The following is a 14,289-nucleotide window of genomic DNA, read 5'->3' on the forward strand; positions in this document are numbered from 1 at the left end:
GGATCTCCGGCTCGGTGTGATTATGCACTCACCGCACTGATGCTCGGGCAAACAACGCGGGACTCAGTCGCCTTCCCGGCGCTCCCGCGCGGCCAGCAGCCGGCGCAGGGAGTACAGCCGCGCCGGATCGGCGTGCCCGTCCGCCACCCACGCGTCCAGCGCGCAGTCCGGCTCGTCGTGGCTGCACGCGCGCGGGCAGCCCTCGGTGCCGGGTTCGAGGTCCGGGAAGGCGTGGATCACCCGGGACGGGTCGATGTGGGCGAGCCCGAACGACCGGACGCCCGGGGTGTCGATCACCCAGCCCTCCGCACCGGCCAGCGGCAGCGCGAGCGCCGAGGTGGTGGTGTGCCGGCCCCGGCCCGTCACCGCGTTGACCAGCCCCGTCGTGCGCCGGCGCGCCTCGGGCACCAGCGCGTTGACCAGGGTCGTCTTGCCGACGCCGGAGTGCCCCACGAACGCCGTGATCTTGCCGTCCAGGTGGGTGCGCACCCGGTCCGCCGCGTCGCCGCTCTCCAGCTCCTCCCGGCTGGTGACGACGTACGGGATGTCCAGGTCGCCGTACAGCTCCAGCAGCTTGTCCGGCGGGGCCAGGTCCGACTTGGTCAGCACCAGCAGCGGGGTCAGGCCGCCGTCGTAGGCCGCGACCAGACAGCGGTCGACGAGGCGGGGGCGGGGCTCGGGGTCGGCCAGGGCGGTGACGATGGCCAGCTGGTCGGCGTTGGCGACGACCACGCGCTCGTAGGGATCGTCGTCGTCGGCCGTGCGCCGCAGCACCGACGACCGCTCCTCGATGCGGACGATCCGGGCGAGGGTGTCCTTCTTGCCGGACAGATCGCCGACCAGGGCCACCCGGTCGCCCACGACGGCCGCCTTGCGGCCCAGTTCGCGGGCCTTCATCGCCAGCACGGGCCGGTCGTCCACCAGGCAGGTCAGCCGGCCCCGGTCCACGGTGAGGACCATGCCCTCGGCGGCGTCCTCGTGCTTGGGCCGGATGTTGGTGCGCGGCCGGTTGCCCTTGCGGTTGGGGCGGTTGCGGATGTCGTCCTCGTCGGTGTGCTTGCCGTAGCGGCGCATGGCGTACGTCCTTACTGCCCGAGCATCCCGGTCCACAGCTCGGGGAAGTCCGGCAGGGTCTTCGCCGTCGTCGCCACGTTCTCGATCCTTACGCCCGGCACCGCCAGGCCGATGATCGCACCGGCGGTGGCCATGCGGTGGTCCTCATAGGTGTGGAACGTCCCGCCGTGCAGCGGGCGCGGGCGGATGTGCAGGCCGTCGGCGGTCTCCGTGACATCGCCGCCCAGCTCGTTGATCTCCTTGGTGAGCGCGGCCAGCCGGTCCGTCTCGTGCAGCCGCAGATGGGCCACGCCCCGCAGGGTGGACGGCGAGTCGGCGAGGGCCGCCACCGCCGCGATGCCCGGGGTCAGCTCGCCCACGTCACCCAGGTCCACGTCGATGCCGTGGATCGCCCCGGAACCGGTGAACACCAGCCCGTACTCGGTGAGTTCGCAGGAACCGCCCATCTCGGTGAAGATCTCCCGCAGCCGGTCACCCGGCTGGGTGGTGCGGGCCGGCCAGTCCGGGATCAGCACCTTGCCGCCGGTCACCAGGGCCGCCGCCAGGAACGGCTGCGCGTTGGACAGGTCCGGCTCGATGGTCAGGTCCCGGCCGAGCAGCGCGCCCGGCGTCACCCGCCACACGTTCGGCTCGCCGCCCGACTCCGGGGTGTCCACCTGGGCGCCGACCGCGCGCAGCATGTCCACCGTCATCCGGATGTGCGGCATCGAGGGCAGGGTGGCGCCGGTGTGGCGGACCTCCACGCCCTGGTTGAAGCGCGGGCCGGACAGCAGCAGCGCCGAGACGAACTGGGACGAGGAGGAGGCGTCGACCGAGACCGGGCCGCCGTCCAGGGCCCCGCCGCCGTGCACGGTCAGCGGCAGCGCGCCCCGGCCGTCGTCGTCGATGCGGGCGCCCAGCTGCCGCAGCGCGTCGATCACACCGTTCAGGGGACGCTCGTACGAGCGGGGGTCCCCGTCGAACCGGATCGGACCGTCGGCGAGCGCGGCCACCGGCGGCAGGAACCGCATCACCGTGCCCGCGTTGCCGACGTCCACCGTGGCCGGGCCGCGCAGGCCCGTGGGCAGCACCCGCCAGGCCTCGCCGGTGCCGTCGGGACCCACCCCCTCCTCGATCTCCACACCCATGGCCCGCAGCGCGCCGGCCATCAGCAGGGTGTCGCGGGACCGCAGCGGGCGGCGCAGCCAGCCCGGCTCGGAGGCCAGGGCGGCGAGGACCAGGGCGCGGTTGGTGACCGACTTGGACCCCGGCACGTGGACCGTCGCGTCGACGGCTCCGCTCGCGTGCGGGGCGGGCCAGAGGGCGGTGGAGGAGGTGTTCGGGGCCATGAGGCCACTTTATAAGGAGGGCCCGGGGTCAACCTTCCAGCAGCCAGCGGCCGCCGCCGATCAGCGAGCACAGCGACACCGCGTGGAACAGCAGCAGCCACAGGCCCGCCGGTACGTGCGTCAGCCGGGACAGCTGGTCGGCGTCCGAGTCGCCCGCGCCGCCGCGGGAGCGCCTGGCCTGGAGCTCGAACGCCGGCCGGACCCCGCCGAGCAGCAGGAACCACACCACGGCGTACCCGAAGGCCGCCTGCACCTGCGGCTGCGCCAGCCAGGACACCAGCAGGAACGTCCCGCCGGCGAGGACCACGGTCAGCACGCCGTAGGCGTTGCGGATCATCACCAGCATCGCCAGCAGCAGCGCGGTCGCCGCCCACAGCAGCAGGGTGACGCGGTCGGCCGCCAGCAGCGCGGCCCCGCCGAGGCCCAGCAGGGAAGGGGCCGGGTAGCCGGCGGCGGCGGTCAGGATCATGCCGGCCCCGTACGGCTTGCCCCGGCTCACGGTGAGCCCGCTGGTGTCGGAGTGCAGCCGGATGCCGGTGAGCTGCCGGCCGGTGAGCAGGGCGAGCAGTCCGTGCCCGCCCTCGTGCGCGATGGTGATCGCGTTGCGGGATATCCGCCACACCGGGTGCGGGACCACGACGGCCAGCGCGGCGGCGAGCGTGGCCGCCACCACCCACAGTCCCGGGGCGGGCTGGGTGCCGGTGAGCCGGTCCCAGAGGTCGGGCAGCGCGGTGGCGGCGAGGCTGTCCATGTCCGGTGACGGCTCCCTGTTGTCGTGACGCGTCTGGCAGTGTGGCACTTATGTGCGGACGGTATGCATCGAGTCGTAGACCCGAGGATCTCGCGGGGGTCTTCGGGGTCGAGATGGGGGTCCCCCCTGCTCGAACGGAGTTGAGAGCTTGGGGGAGGGAGCCCGAGGAGACTCTGGAGCCGGACTACAACGTGGCGCCGACCAAGGAGGTCTACGCCGTGCTGGACCGCCCCTTGAAAGACGCGGAATCCCCACGTCCGGTTCGCCAGCTGCGCAAGCTGACATGGGGACTGGTCCCGTCCTGGGCCAAGAGCCCCGAGGGCGGCGCCCGGATGATCAACGCCCGCGCCGAGACCGTGCACGAGAAGCCCGCCTACCGCCGCGCCTTCGCCGCCCGCCGCTGCATCCTGCCCGCCGACGGCTACTACGAGTGGGTCACCGGCGAGCAGGAGCGCGAGCTGGAGGTCGAGGGGAAGAAGAAGCGGCCCCGCAAGCAGCCGTACTTCGTGCTGCCCGCCGACGGCTCGGTGTTCGCGATGGCCGGACTGTACGAGTTCTGGCGCGACCGGACCCTGCCCGACGACCACCCCCGCGCCTGGTGGGTCACCTGCTCGGTGATCACCACCGAGGCCGAGCGGACCCCGCTGGCCGTCGCCCCCGCCGAGGGCCCCCGCTCCCTCGCCGACATCCACCCCCGGATGCCGCTGATGCTCACCCCCGACCGCTGGGACGCCTGGCTCGACCCCGCCCGCACCGATCCCGACGCCCTGCGCGACCTGCTCGCCCCGCCCCCGCCCGGCCTGATGCGCGCCTACCCGGTCTCCACGGCCGTCAGCAACGTCCGCAACAACGGCCCGGAGCTGCTGAAGGAGCTGGAGGCGCCGGAAGAGGGCACACTCTTCTGACGTGACGGATGTGACACACGTGACCGACGTGACCACCGAGACGGTCGGTACGGAGGCCGGGGACGCCCGCATCACCTGGCACCCGGCGGCGAAGGCGCGGCTGGTGCTGGCCGTGAGCCATGGCGCGGGCGGCGGCATCGAGGCCCGCGACCTCCAAGCGATCGCCGGCGCGCTGCCCGCGCACGGCGTGACTGTCGCCCTCGTCGAGCAGCCCTGGCGGGTGGCCGGCAAGAAGGTCGCGCCCGCGCCGAAGACCCTGGACACCGGGTGGCGCGGGGTGTGGCCCGCGCTCACCCGGCCCGGCCTGCCGGTGATCTCCGGCGGCCGCAGCGCGGGCGCCCGGGTCGCCTGCCGCACGGCGGCCGGACTGGGCGCGCACGCCGTGCTCGCTCTCGGCTTCCCGCTGCACCCGCCGGGCAGGCCGGAGAAGTCCCGCGCCGAGGAGCTGCTGGGCGCCGGGGTGCCCACGCTGGTGGTGCAGGGCGGCAACGACCCCTTCGGGAAGCCGGCCGAGTTCCCCGCGGGCGATTTCGCTCTGGTCGAGGTGCCGGAGGCCGATCACGGCCTCGCCGTGCCCAAGCGGGCAAAGATCACCGGGGAACGGGCGCTGGAGATCGTCACCGGCGCGGTGCGGGAGTGGGTCGCGTCACTCGGATGACCTTGGGAATGCCGGGCGGCGGCCCGCTGTTGAGGGCATCAGAAGTGCCGACGGTTTCGGCACCGACGTCGTAGCACGAGAGGAAGTCCGCCGCATGGGTTCGACCATCTGCCCGGCCCGCAGCAGCCGCTCCGACCTGGACTGGTCGGTGCTGCACGCGGCCAAGACGGCTCCTATTCGAGCGGCGGCGGGTACGGGTCGTGTTCTATCCTCCGAAACGAGTGGGATCGGTTTCGGTCCCGCCCGGGATCTTGAGGAGGTGGGTCCGGTCACTGGGACCGACGCAGGGACCGACAACGGCCAGGCGGAGCTGCCCGAGGGCCAGGGCATCGGCGCGTCCGAGACGAGCGCGGAGCGCAGCGCGCGCTTCGAGCGGGACGCGCTCGAGTTCCTCGACCAGATGTACTCGGCCGCGCTGCGCATGACGCGCAACCCGGCCGACGCCGAGGATCTGGTGCAGGAGACCTACGCCAAGGCGTACGCGTCGTTCCACCAGTTCCGCGAGGGCACCAACCTCAAGGCGTGGCTGTACCGGATTCTCACCAACACCTTCATCAACTCGTACCGCAAGAAGCAGCGCGAACCCCAGCGCAGCGCGGCCGAGGAGATCGAGGACTGGCAGCTCGCGCGCGCCGAGTCGCACATGTCGACGGGTCTGCGCTCCGCCGAGTCGCAGGCGCTCGACCACCTGCCCGACTCGGACGTGAAGGAAGCGCTGCAGGCGATCCCCGAGGAGTTCCGCATCGCCGTCTATCTGGCGGATGTGGAGGGCTTTGCCTACAAGGAGATCGCCGACATCATGGGGACACCCATCGGTACGGTGATGTCCCGGCTGCACCGGGGCCGCCGTCAGCTGCGCGGCATGCTGGAGGACTACGCCCGGGAGCGCGGGCTGGTCCCGGCGGGCGCCGGAGAGTCGAACGAAGCGAAAGGCTCGGGCTCATGAGCTGCGGAGAGCCGCACGAGACGGACTGCAGTGAGGTCCTCGACCACCTGTACGAGTTCCTCGACAGCGAGATGCCGGACATCGATCGCGACAAGTTCCAGCACCACTTCGAGGAATGCTCGCCGTGCCTGGAGAAGTACGGGCTGGAGCAGGCCGTGAAGAAGCTGGTCAAGCGGTGCTGCGGGCATGACGACGTGCCGGCCGACCTGCGGGCCAAGGTCATGGGGCGGATCGAGCTGATCCGCTCCGGGCAGACCGTGCCGGAGCACGACGTGACCCGGGCGCCGACCGCGCCCCAGGAGACCTGACACGCCGGGTCAAATCACCCGTACGTGCTAATCCTCAGGTCATAAGCCCCACACCCCCCGATTGCCGTCCTAGGCTCCGAGCCTGGACAGACGCGGTCGGGGAGGGGCGTGATGGACGTGGTACCGGCGAGGGCACACGGCTATGTGGCCGCCGTCGCCCTGCTGGCCGTCCCGTGCCTGTCCCGGCCGCCGGGCACCCCCGGCTCCTGGCTGGCACCGACCCTGCTCGCCGCACTCTACGCGGCCTGTGAGCACGCCGTGCACCGGCGCTTCGGCGGCACCTTCTACCCGGTGCTGCTCGCCGGAGCGTTCCTGCTGCCCCCGGCGGCCGCCGCGCTCGTCCCCGTCCCGGCCGCCCTGCTCTGCCCGCTCGGCCACCGGCCCGCCCTGCCCCGCCGGGTATGGCGGGCCGCCCGGCCCGCGCTCGCCGTCTGGGCCGCCGCCCGGGTGCACGAGGCGCTCGGCGGCCGGGACGCCGTCGCCGGCGCCGACTTCCCGTACGCCCTGCTGCCCGCCGGCGCGGCCGTGCTCGCCTTCTGCCTGGTGCTCACCGCGCTCGACGGCGGTCTGCGCGCGGCGGCCGGTCTGGTGCCGCCGTGCCGGACCTGGCGCGGCCTGCTGGCTCGCTCGCTCGCCCCCGTCGCGGTGCACGGACTCGCCGGCCTGATGATGGCCGTGCTGTGGCGCAGCCCCTACGGACCGGTGTCCGCGCTGCTCGTGCTGCTGCCGATGTGCGTCTCCTGGTGGGTCTTCGCCCAGTACCACCGCGAGCGCGCCGCCCACCAGGCCACCATCCGAGCCCTCGTCCAGGCCGTCGACATCAAGGACGGCTACACCCGCGGCCACAGCGAACGCGTCGGCCAGGCCTCGGTGCTGATCGCCCGCGAACTCGGCCTGGACGACGACCGGGTGGAGGTGCTGCGCTTCGCGGGCATCCTGCACGACGTCGGCAAGCTGGGCGTGCCCACCCGGCTGCTGCGCAAGGACGGGCCGCTCACCCCCGAGGAACGGCGGATCATCGAACTGCACCCCGAGTACGGCCACGAGATGGTCCGCGGGATCTCCTTCCTCGGCGAGGCCCGCACCGCCATCCTCCACCACCACGAACGGCTCGACGGCTCCGGCTACCCCTACGGCCTGGCCGGCGACCGGATCCCCGAGTGCGCCCGGATCGTCGCCGTCGCGGACGCCTTCGACGCCATGACCTCCACCCGCTGCTACAGCCGGGCCCGCCCGGTCGAGGCCGCCATCGCCGAGCTGGAGCGCTCCGCCGGGGCGCACTTCGACCCGCGCATGGTCCGCGCGCTGGTCCGCGCCCTGCGCCGCGAGGGCTGGCGCCCGGCGGTCACCGCCGACGAACCCGCGTACGGCACCGCGCCCGCCGAGCGGGCCCCGCGTACCGGGGCCCACCGATGACCGTGCTGCGGCTCATCCACACCGCCGCCGCCCTCGTCGCGGCCGGCGCCGTCGCCGAGACCCTGTGGACCGGCCTCGCCGACCGGGGCGACGCGCTCGCCTTCGGCCTGCTCATCACCGTCGGCGAGCTGACCCGGTGGAGCGACGACCGGGCCCGTCAGGCCGCGCCGCTCGGCGCCGCCGGCTCGCTGTCGTACGCCCTGCTGGGCGCCGTCGCCGGCCGGCCCAGCCAGCACGACGCCGCCCAGGTCGTCACCGTCGTGCTCGTCGCCGCGCTGCTCGGCGCCGTCCCGCACATCTGGTCCGGCCGTGCCCCCACCGCCGACCACCTGGCCCGCCGGATCCTCACCGTCGGCTTCGCCGCCCTGTGCTTCCAACCCCTGTACAACGAGGGCGTCTTCACCGCCTGGGGCGGCCCCGCCTACGCCCTGCTGCTGCTCACCCTGCTCGCCCTGACCTCCCTGTGCGGCACGGTCCTGGCCGCCGCGCTGGCCCACTGCCGCACCGGCTGGCCGTTCGGCCCGCTGCTGCGCGAGGAGGTGCGCGGGCTGCTCGGCATCGGCTCCGCCGTCGTCGCGACCGGCGCGGTGATGGCGCTCGCGGTCGCCGTCGCCGGGCTGTGGGCGCTGCCCGTCTTCTGCCTGCCCCTGCTGCTCGTCCAGCTGTCCGTGCGCCGGTACGCGGCGGTCCGCGCCACCTACCGGCAGACCATCGCCTCCCTGGCCCGCGCCACCGAGATCGCCGGCTGCACCCCCGCCGGGCACGCCCGCCGGGTGGCCGCGCTCAGCGTCGCCGTCGGCCGGGACCTCAGGCTGACCGGCCCGGAACTGACCGTGCTGGAGTACGCGGCCCTGATGCACGACATCGGACAGCTCAGCCTGGTCGACCCGGTCCCGGCCGGTGCCACCGCCGCCCTGCCCGCGGCGGAGCAGCGGCGCATCGCCCTGCTCGGCGGGGCCGTCGTCCGGCAGACCGGGGTCGACCCGGCCGTCGCCGTCGTCGTCGAGCGGCAGGCCGACCCCTACCCCGAGCAGCCGCTCGCCGCCCGTATCGTCCGGGCCGTCAACGCCTACGAGGAGAAGAGCCGGGACACCGGCCCGCGGGGCGCCCGGCGCGCGCTGGAGGAACTGCGGCTCGGCAGCGCCGGGGACTACGCCCCCGAGGTGCTGGAGTCGCTCGCCCGGGTGCTGGCCCAGCCCCAGACGGCGCGGGAACGCGTGCCGGTGCGGCGGCCGGGATGGTCTGATCCCGCGCCCGACTGGGTAACCCATGGGTAATGAGCGCCTTTCCCGCCGTACGTGGTTGGATGCGAGGGAGAGGGTGTCCGGGGGCACAAGCCAGCCCACTGTGCGGAACTGGAACTGGCAGGCGGGAATCGTGAGGATCTTCGGCAAGGGACGGCACCGGCCCTCCGCCTCCTGGCGGCAGGCCACCGACCGCGCGTTCACACTCATCGGCGACGGCCGGTACGAGGACGCGGGCGAACTGCTGACACGCGCCGCCGATCTCGAACCCTGGCTGTCGGAGTCCTGGTTCAACCTCGCCCTGCTGCACAAGTTCCGGCACGACTGGGAGCAGGCCCGCGCGGCCGGACTGCGCGCGGTCGCCCTGCTCGACAAGGACACCGGGGCGCCCGACTGGTGGAACGTCGGCATCGCCGCCACCGCCCTCCAGGACTGGCCGCTGGCCCGCCGCGCCTGGCAGGCGTACGGGCTGAAGGTGCCCGGCGCAGCCGCGGCCACCGCCGAACCGCTCGGCATGGAGCTGGGCAGCGCGGCCGTGCGGCTCTCCCCGGAGGGCGAGGCCGAGGTGGTCTGGGGCCGCCGGCTGGACCCGGCCCGGCTGGAGGTGCTGTCCATCCCGCTTCCCTCGTCCGGGCGGCGCTGGGGCGAGGTCGTGCTGCACGACGGCGTCCCGCACGGCGAGCGCACCACCTCCACCGGGCACTCCTACCCGGTCTTCGACGAGATCGAGTTGTGGGCGCCGTCCCCCGTGCCGACCTGGGTGGTCCTGCTGGAGGCGGCCACCGAGGCCGACCGGGACGCGCTGGAGCAGCTGGCCGCCGACGCGGGGTTCGCCGCGGAGGACTGGTCGTCCTCGGTGCGGCTGCTGTGCCGGATGTGCAGCGAGTCCCGGATGCCCTCCGACGAGGGGGAGGGGGTGCACCTGGACCCGCACGACCACAGCGAGCCGGGGCATCCCGGGCCGCTGGGGCACCGGACGGACGGGCAGCTGTGGGTGCCCGAGCGGGAGTGCGGGGTGGCGGCGCCGGCCTCGCTGGTCCGGGGGCTGCTCGACGGCTGGGTCGCCGACAGCCCGGATTCGCGGGACTGGCGGGATCTCGAAGAGGTGTGCTGAGGCCGGGCCCGGCCGTGCGGTTCCCCGCGCCCCTTCAGAGCGCGTACACGTAACCTGTACCCGCAACATCTCCCCCTGTTCTTTGAGGAAGGCGTACGTCGGTCATGGCGCAGCAGGACACCGATCAGCAGCACGCGGGCGTGCTCCCCGTCGACGACGAGGGCTATGTCGTCGACACGGAGAACTGCGAGGAGCGCGAGAATGCCTGGCGTGAGCGCGGCACCTCGCGGCCCATCACGGTCGTCGGCAACCCGGTCCTGCACCAGGAGTGCCAGGACGTCACCGAGTTCGGCGAGGAGCTCCAGCAGCTGGTCGCCGACATGTTCGCCAGCCAGCGCACCGCCGAGGGCGTGGGCCTGGCCGCCAACCAGATCGGTGTCGACCGGAAGGTCTTCGTCTACGACTGCCAGGACGACGAGGGCGTCCGGCACGTCGGCGTGGTGTGCAACCCGAAGCTGGTCGACCTGCCCGCCGACCGGCGCCGGCTCGACGACAGCAACGAGGGCTGCCTGTCCGTCCCCACGGCGTACGCCTCGCTCGCGCGCCCCGACTACGCCGAGGTGACCGGCCAGGACGAGCGGGGCAACCCGATCAAGGTCCGGGGCACCGGCTACTTCGCGCGCTGCCTCCAGCACGAGACCGACCACCTCTACGGCTACCTGTACATCGACCGGCTCTCCAAGCGGGACCGCAAGGACGCGCTGCGGCAGATGGCCGAGAACGAGCCGCGCTACCCCGTGGTCGCCAACGACTGACCCACATGGTCCGCCGGGGCGCCCGGCCGGGAATCTCCCGGCCGGGCGCCTTCGTGTTGTCCCGGTGCACCGGTCCCGTCCGCCGTACAGCCCCTCCCCTCCGACGCCCGTGGTGACCCACAACCAGTCAGACAAGAGGAGTGTCCAGACATGTTGGGGTAGTGAAGGGAGCAAATCCATTCCCACAACGGTCACTTGTGGTGCTGAATGTAAGTACGGGGATACATACGGCGCACACCCCGCGCAAGGGGAGGGGTGTGCGCTCCTGGCGGCTGAGAGGGGTTTGTTCTGTGCAAGCTTTCCCACGCAGCACCACGGCGACGGCGACAGCGGTCGTAGTCCCGCCTTCACTGGCACTCCCGGTGATCGAGTCCTCCTTTCCACGGCGACTGCACCCGTATTGGCCAAAGCTTCAGGAGAAGACGCGGCTGTGGTTGCTGGAAAAGCGGCTGATGCCGGCGGACAAGGTCGCGGAATATGCCGATGGACTGTGCTACACCGACCTCATGGCGGGCTACTACCTGGGCGCCCCGGACGAGGTCCTGCAGGCCATAGCCGACTACAGCGCCTGGTTCTTCGTCTGGGACGACCGCCACGACCGCGACATCGTGCACGGCCGGGCCGCCGACTGGCAGCGGCTGCGGAACCGGCTGCACACGGCCCTGGACGCACCCCGGACCCACCTGCACCACCCCGACCCCCTCGTGGCGGGCTTCGCGGAGAGCGTGCTGCGGCTGTACGGCTTCCTGCCGCACACCTGGAACCAGCGGTTCGCCCGGCACTTCCACGCCGTGATCGAGGCGTACGACCGCGAGTTCCACAACCGCGCCGAGGGGCGCATTCCCACCGTCGGGGAATACCTCGCCCTGCGCCGCCTCACCTTCGCCCACTGGATATGGACGGATCTGCTGGAACCCGGCGCCGGATGTGAACTCCCGGACACGGTACGGAGAAATCCCGCGTACCGCCGGGCGGCGCTGCTCAGCCAGGAATTCGCCGCCTGGTACAACGACCTCTGCTCGCTGCCGAAGGAAATCGCGGGCGACGAGGTGCACAATCTCGGCATCAGCCTCATCACCCATGCCGGGCTGACCCTCGAAGAAGCGGTGGAGGAAATCAGACGGCGGGTCGAGGGATGCGTCAGCGAATTCCCCGAGGCCGAGCGCAACGCCCTCGCACTGGCCCGGCAGATCGACGACGGAACGGCGCGCGGCCGGGAACTGAGCGCCGCGGTCCGGACCTGTGTCGGCAATATGCGCAACTGGTTCAGCTCCGTCTACTGGTTCCACCACGAGTCCGGCCGGTACAGGGTCGACAGCTGGGACGACCGCGCCACGCCCCCGTACGTCACGAACGAAACGGCAGGTGAGAAATGACCGTCGAGTCGGCGCGCCCCCAGAGCCCCGCCACCCCCGGAACGTCCGTACTGCGCGAACCGCCTCTGGCCCGAGGGGCGTGGCCGGTCCTCGGGCACGGCCCGAGACTGGTCCGCGACCCGCTCGCCTTCATGTCCGCGCTGCGCGACCACGGCGATGTCGTCCGCCTGAGGCTCGGCCCCAAGACGGTGTACGCCGTCACCACCCCGGAGCTGACCGGCGCGCTGGCCCTCGACCCGGGCTTCACGATCGCCGGCCCGCTGTGGGAGTCGCTGGAGGGACTGCTCGGCAAGGAGGGAGTGGCCACCGCGAACGGGCCCCGGCACCGCCGGCAGCGGCGCACCATCCAGCCCGCGTTCCGGCTCGACGCGATCCCGGGCTACGGCCCCGTCATGGAGGAGGAGGCGCACGCGCTGACCGAGCGCTGGCGGCCCGGCGAGACCATCGACTGCACCTCCGAGTCCTTCCGGGTCGCCGTCCGCATCGCCGCCCGCTGCCTGCTGCGCGGCGACTTCATGGACGAGCGCGCGGAACGCCTCAGCACCGACCTCGCCACCGTCTTCCGTGGCATGTACCGCCGGATGGTGATCCCGCTCGGGCCGCTGTACCGGCTGCCGTTCCCGGCCAACCGCGAATTCAACCGGGCGCTGGCCGATTTGCATCTGCTGGTGGACGAGATCGTCGCCGAGCGCAGGGCATCCGGGCAAAGGCCGGACGATTTGCTGACGGCATTGCTGGAGGCGAAGGACGACAATGGCGACCCCATCGGGGAACAGGAGATCCACGACCAAGTCGTGGCGATACTCACGCCCGGCAGCGAAACAGTGGCCTCCACCGTCATGTGGCTGCTCCAGGTCCTCGCCGAACACCCGGAACACGCGGAGAAGGTACGGACCGAGGTCGAATCCGTGACCGGTGGCCGACCGGTCGGATTCGAGCATGTCCGCTCACTGAGGCACACCAACAATGTCGTCGTCGAAGCCATGCGGCTGCGGCCCGCCGTGTGGATTCTGACGCGGCGCGCGGTGACCGACACCGCACTCGGCGGCTATCGCATTCCGGCCGGTGCGGACATCGTCTACAGCCCGTACGCGATCCAGCGCGACCCTCGCTCCTACGACCGCCACCTCGACTTCGACCCCGACCGCTGGCTGCCCGAGCGGTCCGGGACCGTACCCAAGTACGCCATGAGCCCGTTCAGCGTGGGCAACCGCAAGTGCCCCAGCGACCACTTCTCCATGACCCAGCTGAGCCTGATCACCGCGGCGGTCTCGGCGAAGTACCGCTTCGAACCGGCCGACGGGTCGGACGACACCACCCGCGTGGGCATCACGCTCCGCCCGCACAACCTGCTGCTGCGCGCGAGGCCCTGGTAGACCGCCGGAGCCGGCGCGCGCTCAGGCGGCCTGCGGGCCCCGGAACGCGCGCCGGTAGGCGTTCGGGGTGGTGCCCAGCGCCCGGAGGAACTGATGGCGCAGCGCGGCGGCCGTACCGAACCCGGTGCGCCAGGCGATCGCGTCCATCGTCTCGTCCGTGCCCTCCAGCAACTCCTGTGCCAGCAGCACGCGTTGCCGCAGCAGCCAGCGGTAGGGCGTGGTCCCCGTCTCCTGCCGGAAGCGCCGGGCGAAGGTGCGCGGCGCCATATGGGCGCGGGCGGCGAGCTGCTCGACGGTGACCTCCCGGTCGAGGTGGGTCTCCATCCACGCCAGCACCTCCCCGACGGTGTCGGCCGGAGCCTTGGGCAGGGGCCGCTCGATGAACTGCGCCTGCCCGCCGTCCCGGTGCGGGGGCACCACCATCCGGCGGGCCAGCTTGTTGGCCACCTCCGGGCCCTGCTCCTTGCGCACGAGGTGCAGACAGGCGTCGATCCCGGCGGCGGTGCCGGCGGAGGTGATCACGGGGTCCTCGTCCACGTACAGCATGTCCGGCTCGACCATGAGCCGGGGATAGCGCCGGGCGAGCTGCTCGGCGTGGTGCCAGTGCACCGCGCACCGCCGACCGTCCAGCAGCCCCGCCGCGGCCAGCACGAACACCCCGGAGCAGACGCTGAGCACCCGGGTGCCCCGGTCGACCGCCCGGCGCAGCGCCGCCAGCAGCTCCGGCGGGAACTCCCGCGCGGTGAAGGCCTCGCCCGCCGGCACGGCGATCAGATCGGCCTCCTCCAGCCGTTCCAGGCCGTGCGGGGTGGACACCGTGAACCCGCAGTGGGTGGCGAGGCCGGGCCCCTCCGCCGACACCACGGCGAAGTCGTACACCGGCAGCCCGTCATCACTGCGGTCCATGCCGAACACCTCGCAGACGACGCCCAGTTCGAAAGGATGCACGCCGTCCAGCAGTACGGCCGCCACGTTCTTCAGCATGCTGCCAGTGTGCCTCGGCGGTGGCAGTAATTCGAGGGTCTACGGCAGTCCTGC

The 14,289-nt window shown here is 72.6% G+C and carries 14 protein-coding genes; 10 read left to right on the forward strand and 4 right to left on the reverse strand.

Annotated features, from left to right (window positions below; all coding sequences use genetic code 11):
* Positions 1–63: 63 nt before the first annotated feature.
* From rsgA to IH25_RS0116170, 3 genes are read right to left on the reverse strand one after another with little or no spacing between them, the layout of a single operon-like run.
* Positions 64–1,074, reverse strand: coding sequence for a ribosome small subunit-dependent GTPase A (gene rsgA / locus IH25_RS0116160; protein WP_030609745.1), 1,011 nt, complete (start codon positions 1,072–1,074; stop codon positions 64–66).
* Positions 1,075–1,085: 11 nt separating this feature from the next.
* Entirely contained in the window at positions 1,086–2,402 is a 1,317-nt protein-coding gene (aroA, locus tag IH25_RS0116165; protein WP_030609746.1) for a 3-phosphoshikimate 1-carboxyvinyltransferase, read from the reverse strand.
* Between the two features lie 28 nt (positions 2,403–2,430).
* A complete protein-coding gene (locus IH25_RS0116170) occupies positions 2,431–3,153 on the reverse strand; it encodes a M50 family metallopeptidase (protein ID WP_030609749.1) in 723 nt (240 codons plus the stop codon).
* A 50-nt stretch (positions 3,154–3,203) separates the two neighbouring features.
* Here IH25_RS0116170 and IH25_RS0116175 point away from each other — a divergent pair, with 50 nt between their 5' ends.
* The 10 genes from IH25_RS0116175 (at position 3,204) to IH25_RS0116220 (ending at position 13,251) form a co-directional block, all read left to right on the forward strand.
* Positions 3,204–4,058, forward strand: a complete 855-nt coding sequence (locus IH25_RS0116175; RefSeq protein WP_030609751.1) for an SOS response-associated peptidase — start codon at positions 3,204–3,206, stop codon at positions 4,056–4,058.
* Positions 4,059–4,068: 10 nt separating this feature from the next.
* Complete coding sequence (locus tag IH25_RS0116180; RefSeq protein WP_030609754.1) at positions 4,069–4,716, forward strand: alpha/beta hydrolase family protein; 648 nt, start codon at positions 4,069–4,071, stop codon at positions 4,714–4,716.
* A gap of 259 nt (positions 4,717–4,975) precedes the next feature.
* Positions 4,976–5,662: an RNA polymerase sigma factor SigR gene (sigR, locus tag IH25_RS0116185; RefSeq protein WP_030609756.1), complete on the forward strand. Its 687-nt coding sequence runs from the start codon at positions 4,976–4,978 to the stop codon at positions 5,660–5,662.
* Positions 5,659–5,970, forward strand: coding sequence for a mycothiol system anti-sigma-R factor (gene rsrA / locus IH25_RS0116190; protein WP_030609759.1), 312 nt, complete (start codon positions 5,659–5,661; stop codon positions 5,968–5,970). The genes sigR and rsrA overlap by 4 nt, the downstream gene beginning before the upstream one ends.
* Positions 5,971–6,081: 111 nt before the next feature.
* The gene (locus IH25_RS0116195) at positions 6,082–7,386 is read left to right on the forward strand and encodes an HD-GYP domain-containing protein (protein ID WP_030609762.1); all 1,305 of its coding nucleotides are present in this window, start codon (positions 6,082–6,084) and stop codon (positions 7,384–7,386) included.
* The gene (locus IH25_RS0116200) at positions 7,383–8,663 is read left to right on the forward strand and encodes an HD-GYP domain-containing protein (RefSeq protein ID WP_030609765.1); all 1,281 of its coding nucleotides are present in this window, start codon (positions 7,383–7,385) and stop codon (positions 8,661–8,663) included. Before IH25_RS0116195 ends, IH25_RS0116200 begins: the two co-directional genes overlap by 4 nt.
* A gap of 100 nt (positions 8,664–8,763) precedes the next feature.
* Entirely contained in the window at positions 8,764–9,744 is a 981-nt protein-coding gene (locus tag IH25_RS0116205) for a hypothetical protein (RefSeq protein WP_030609768.1), read from the forward strand.
* Positions 9,745–9,848: 104 nt separating this feature from the next.
* On the forward strand, positions 9,849–10,499 hold the full coding sequence (gene def, locus IH25_RS0116210) for a peptide deformylase (RefSeq protein ID WP_030609771.1): 651 nt from the start codon (positions 9,849–9,851) through the stop codon (positions 10,497–10,499).
* Between the two features lie 290 nt (positions 10,500–10,789).
* The gene (gene cyc1 / locus IH25_RS0116215) at positions 10,790–11,875 is read left to right on the forward strand and encodes an epi-isozizaene synthase (protein ID WP_107058387.1); all 1,086 of its coding nucleotides are present in this window, start codon (positions 10,790–10,792) and stop codon (positions 11,873–11,875) included.
* Complete coding sequence (locus IH25_RS0116220) at positions 11,872–13,251, forward strand: bifunctional albaflavenone monooxygenase/terpene synthase (protein WP_030609779.1); 1,380 nt, start codon at positions 11,872–11,874, stop codon at positions 13,249–13,251. Before cyc1 ends, IH25_RS0116220 begins: the two co-directional genes overlap by 4 nt.
* Positions 13,252–13,272: 21 nt before the next feature.
* Here the strand turns inward: IH25_RS0116220 and IH25_RS0116225 are convergent, their stop codons facing one another.
* Complete coding sequence (locus tag IH25_RS0116225; protein WP_030609782.1) at positions 13,273–14,235, reverse strand: GlxA family transcriptional regulator; 963 nt, start codon at positions 14,233–14,235, stop codon at positions 13,273–13,275.
* Positions 14,236–14,289: the final 54 nt, after the last annotated feature.

Source organism: Streptomyces achromogenes subsp. achromogenes, assembly GCF_000720835.1.
Lineage (GTDB): Bacteria > Actinomycetota > Actinomycetes > Streptomycetales > Streptomycetaceae > Streptomyces > Streptomyces achromogenes.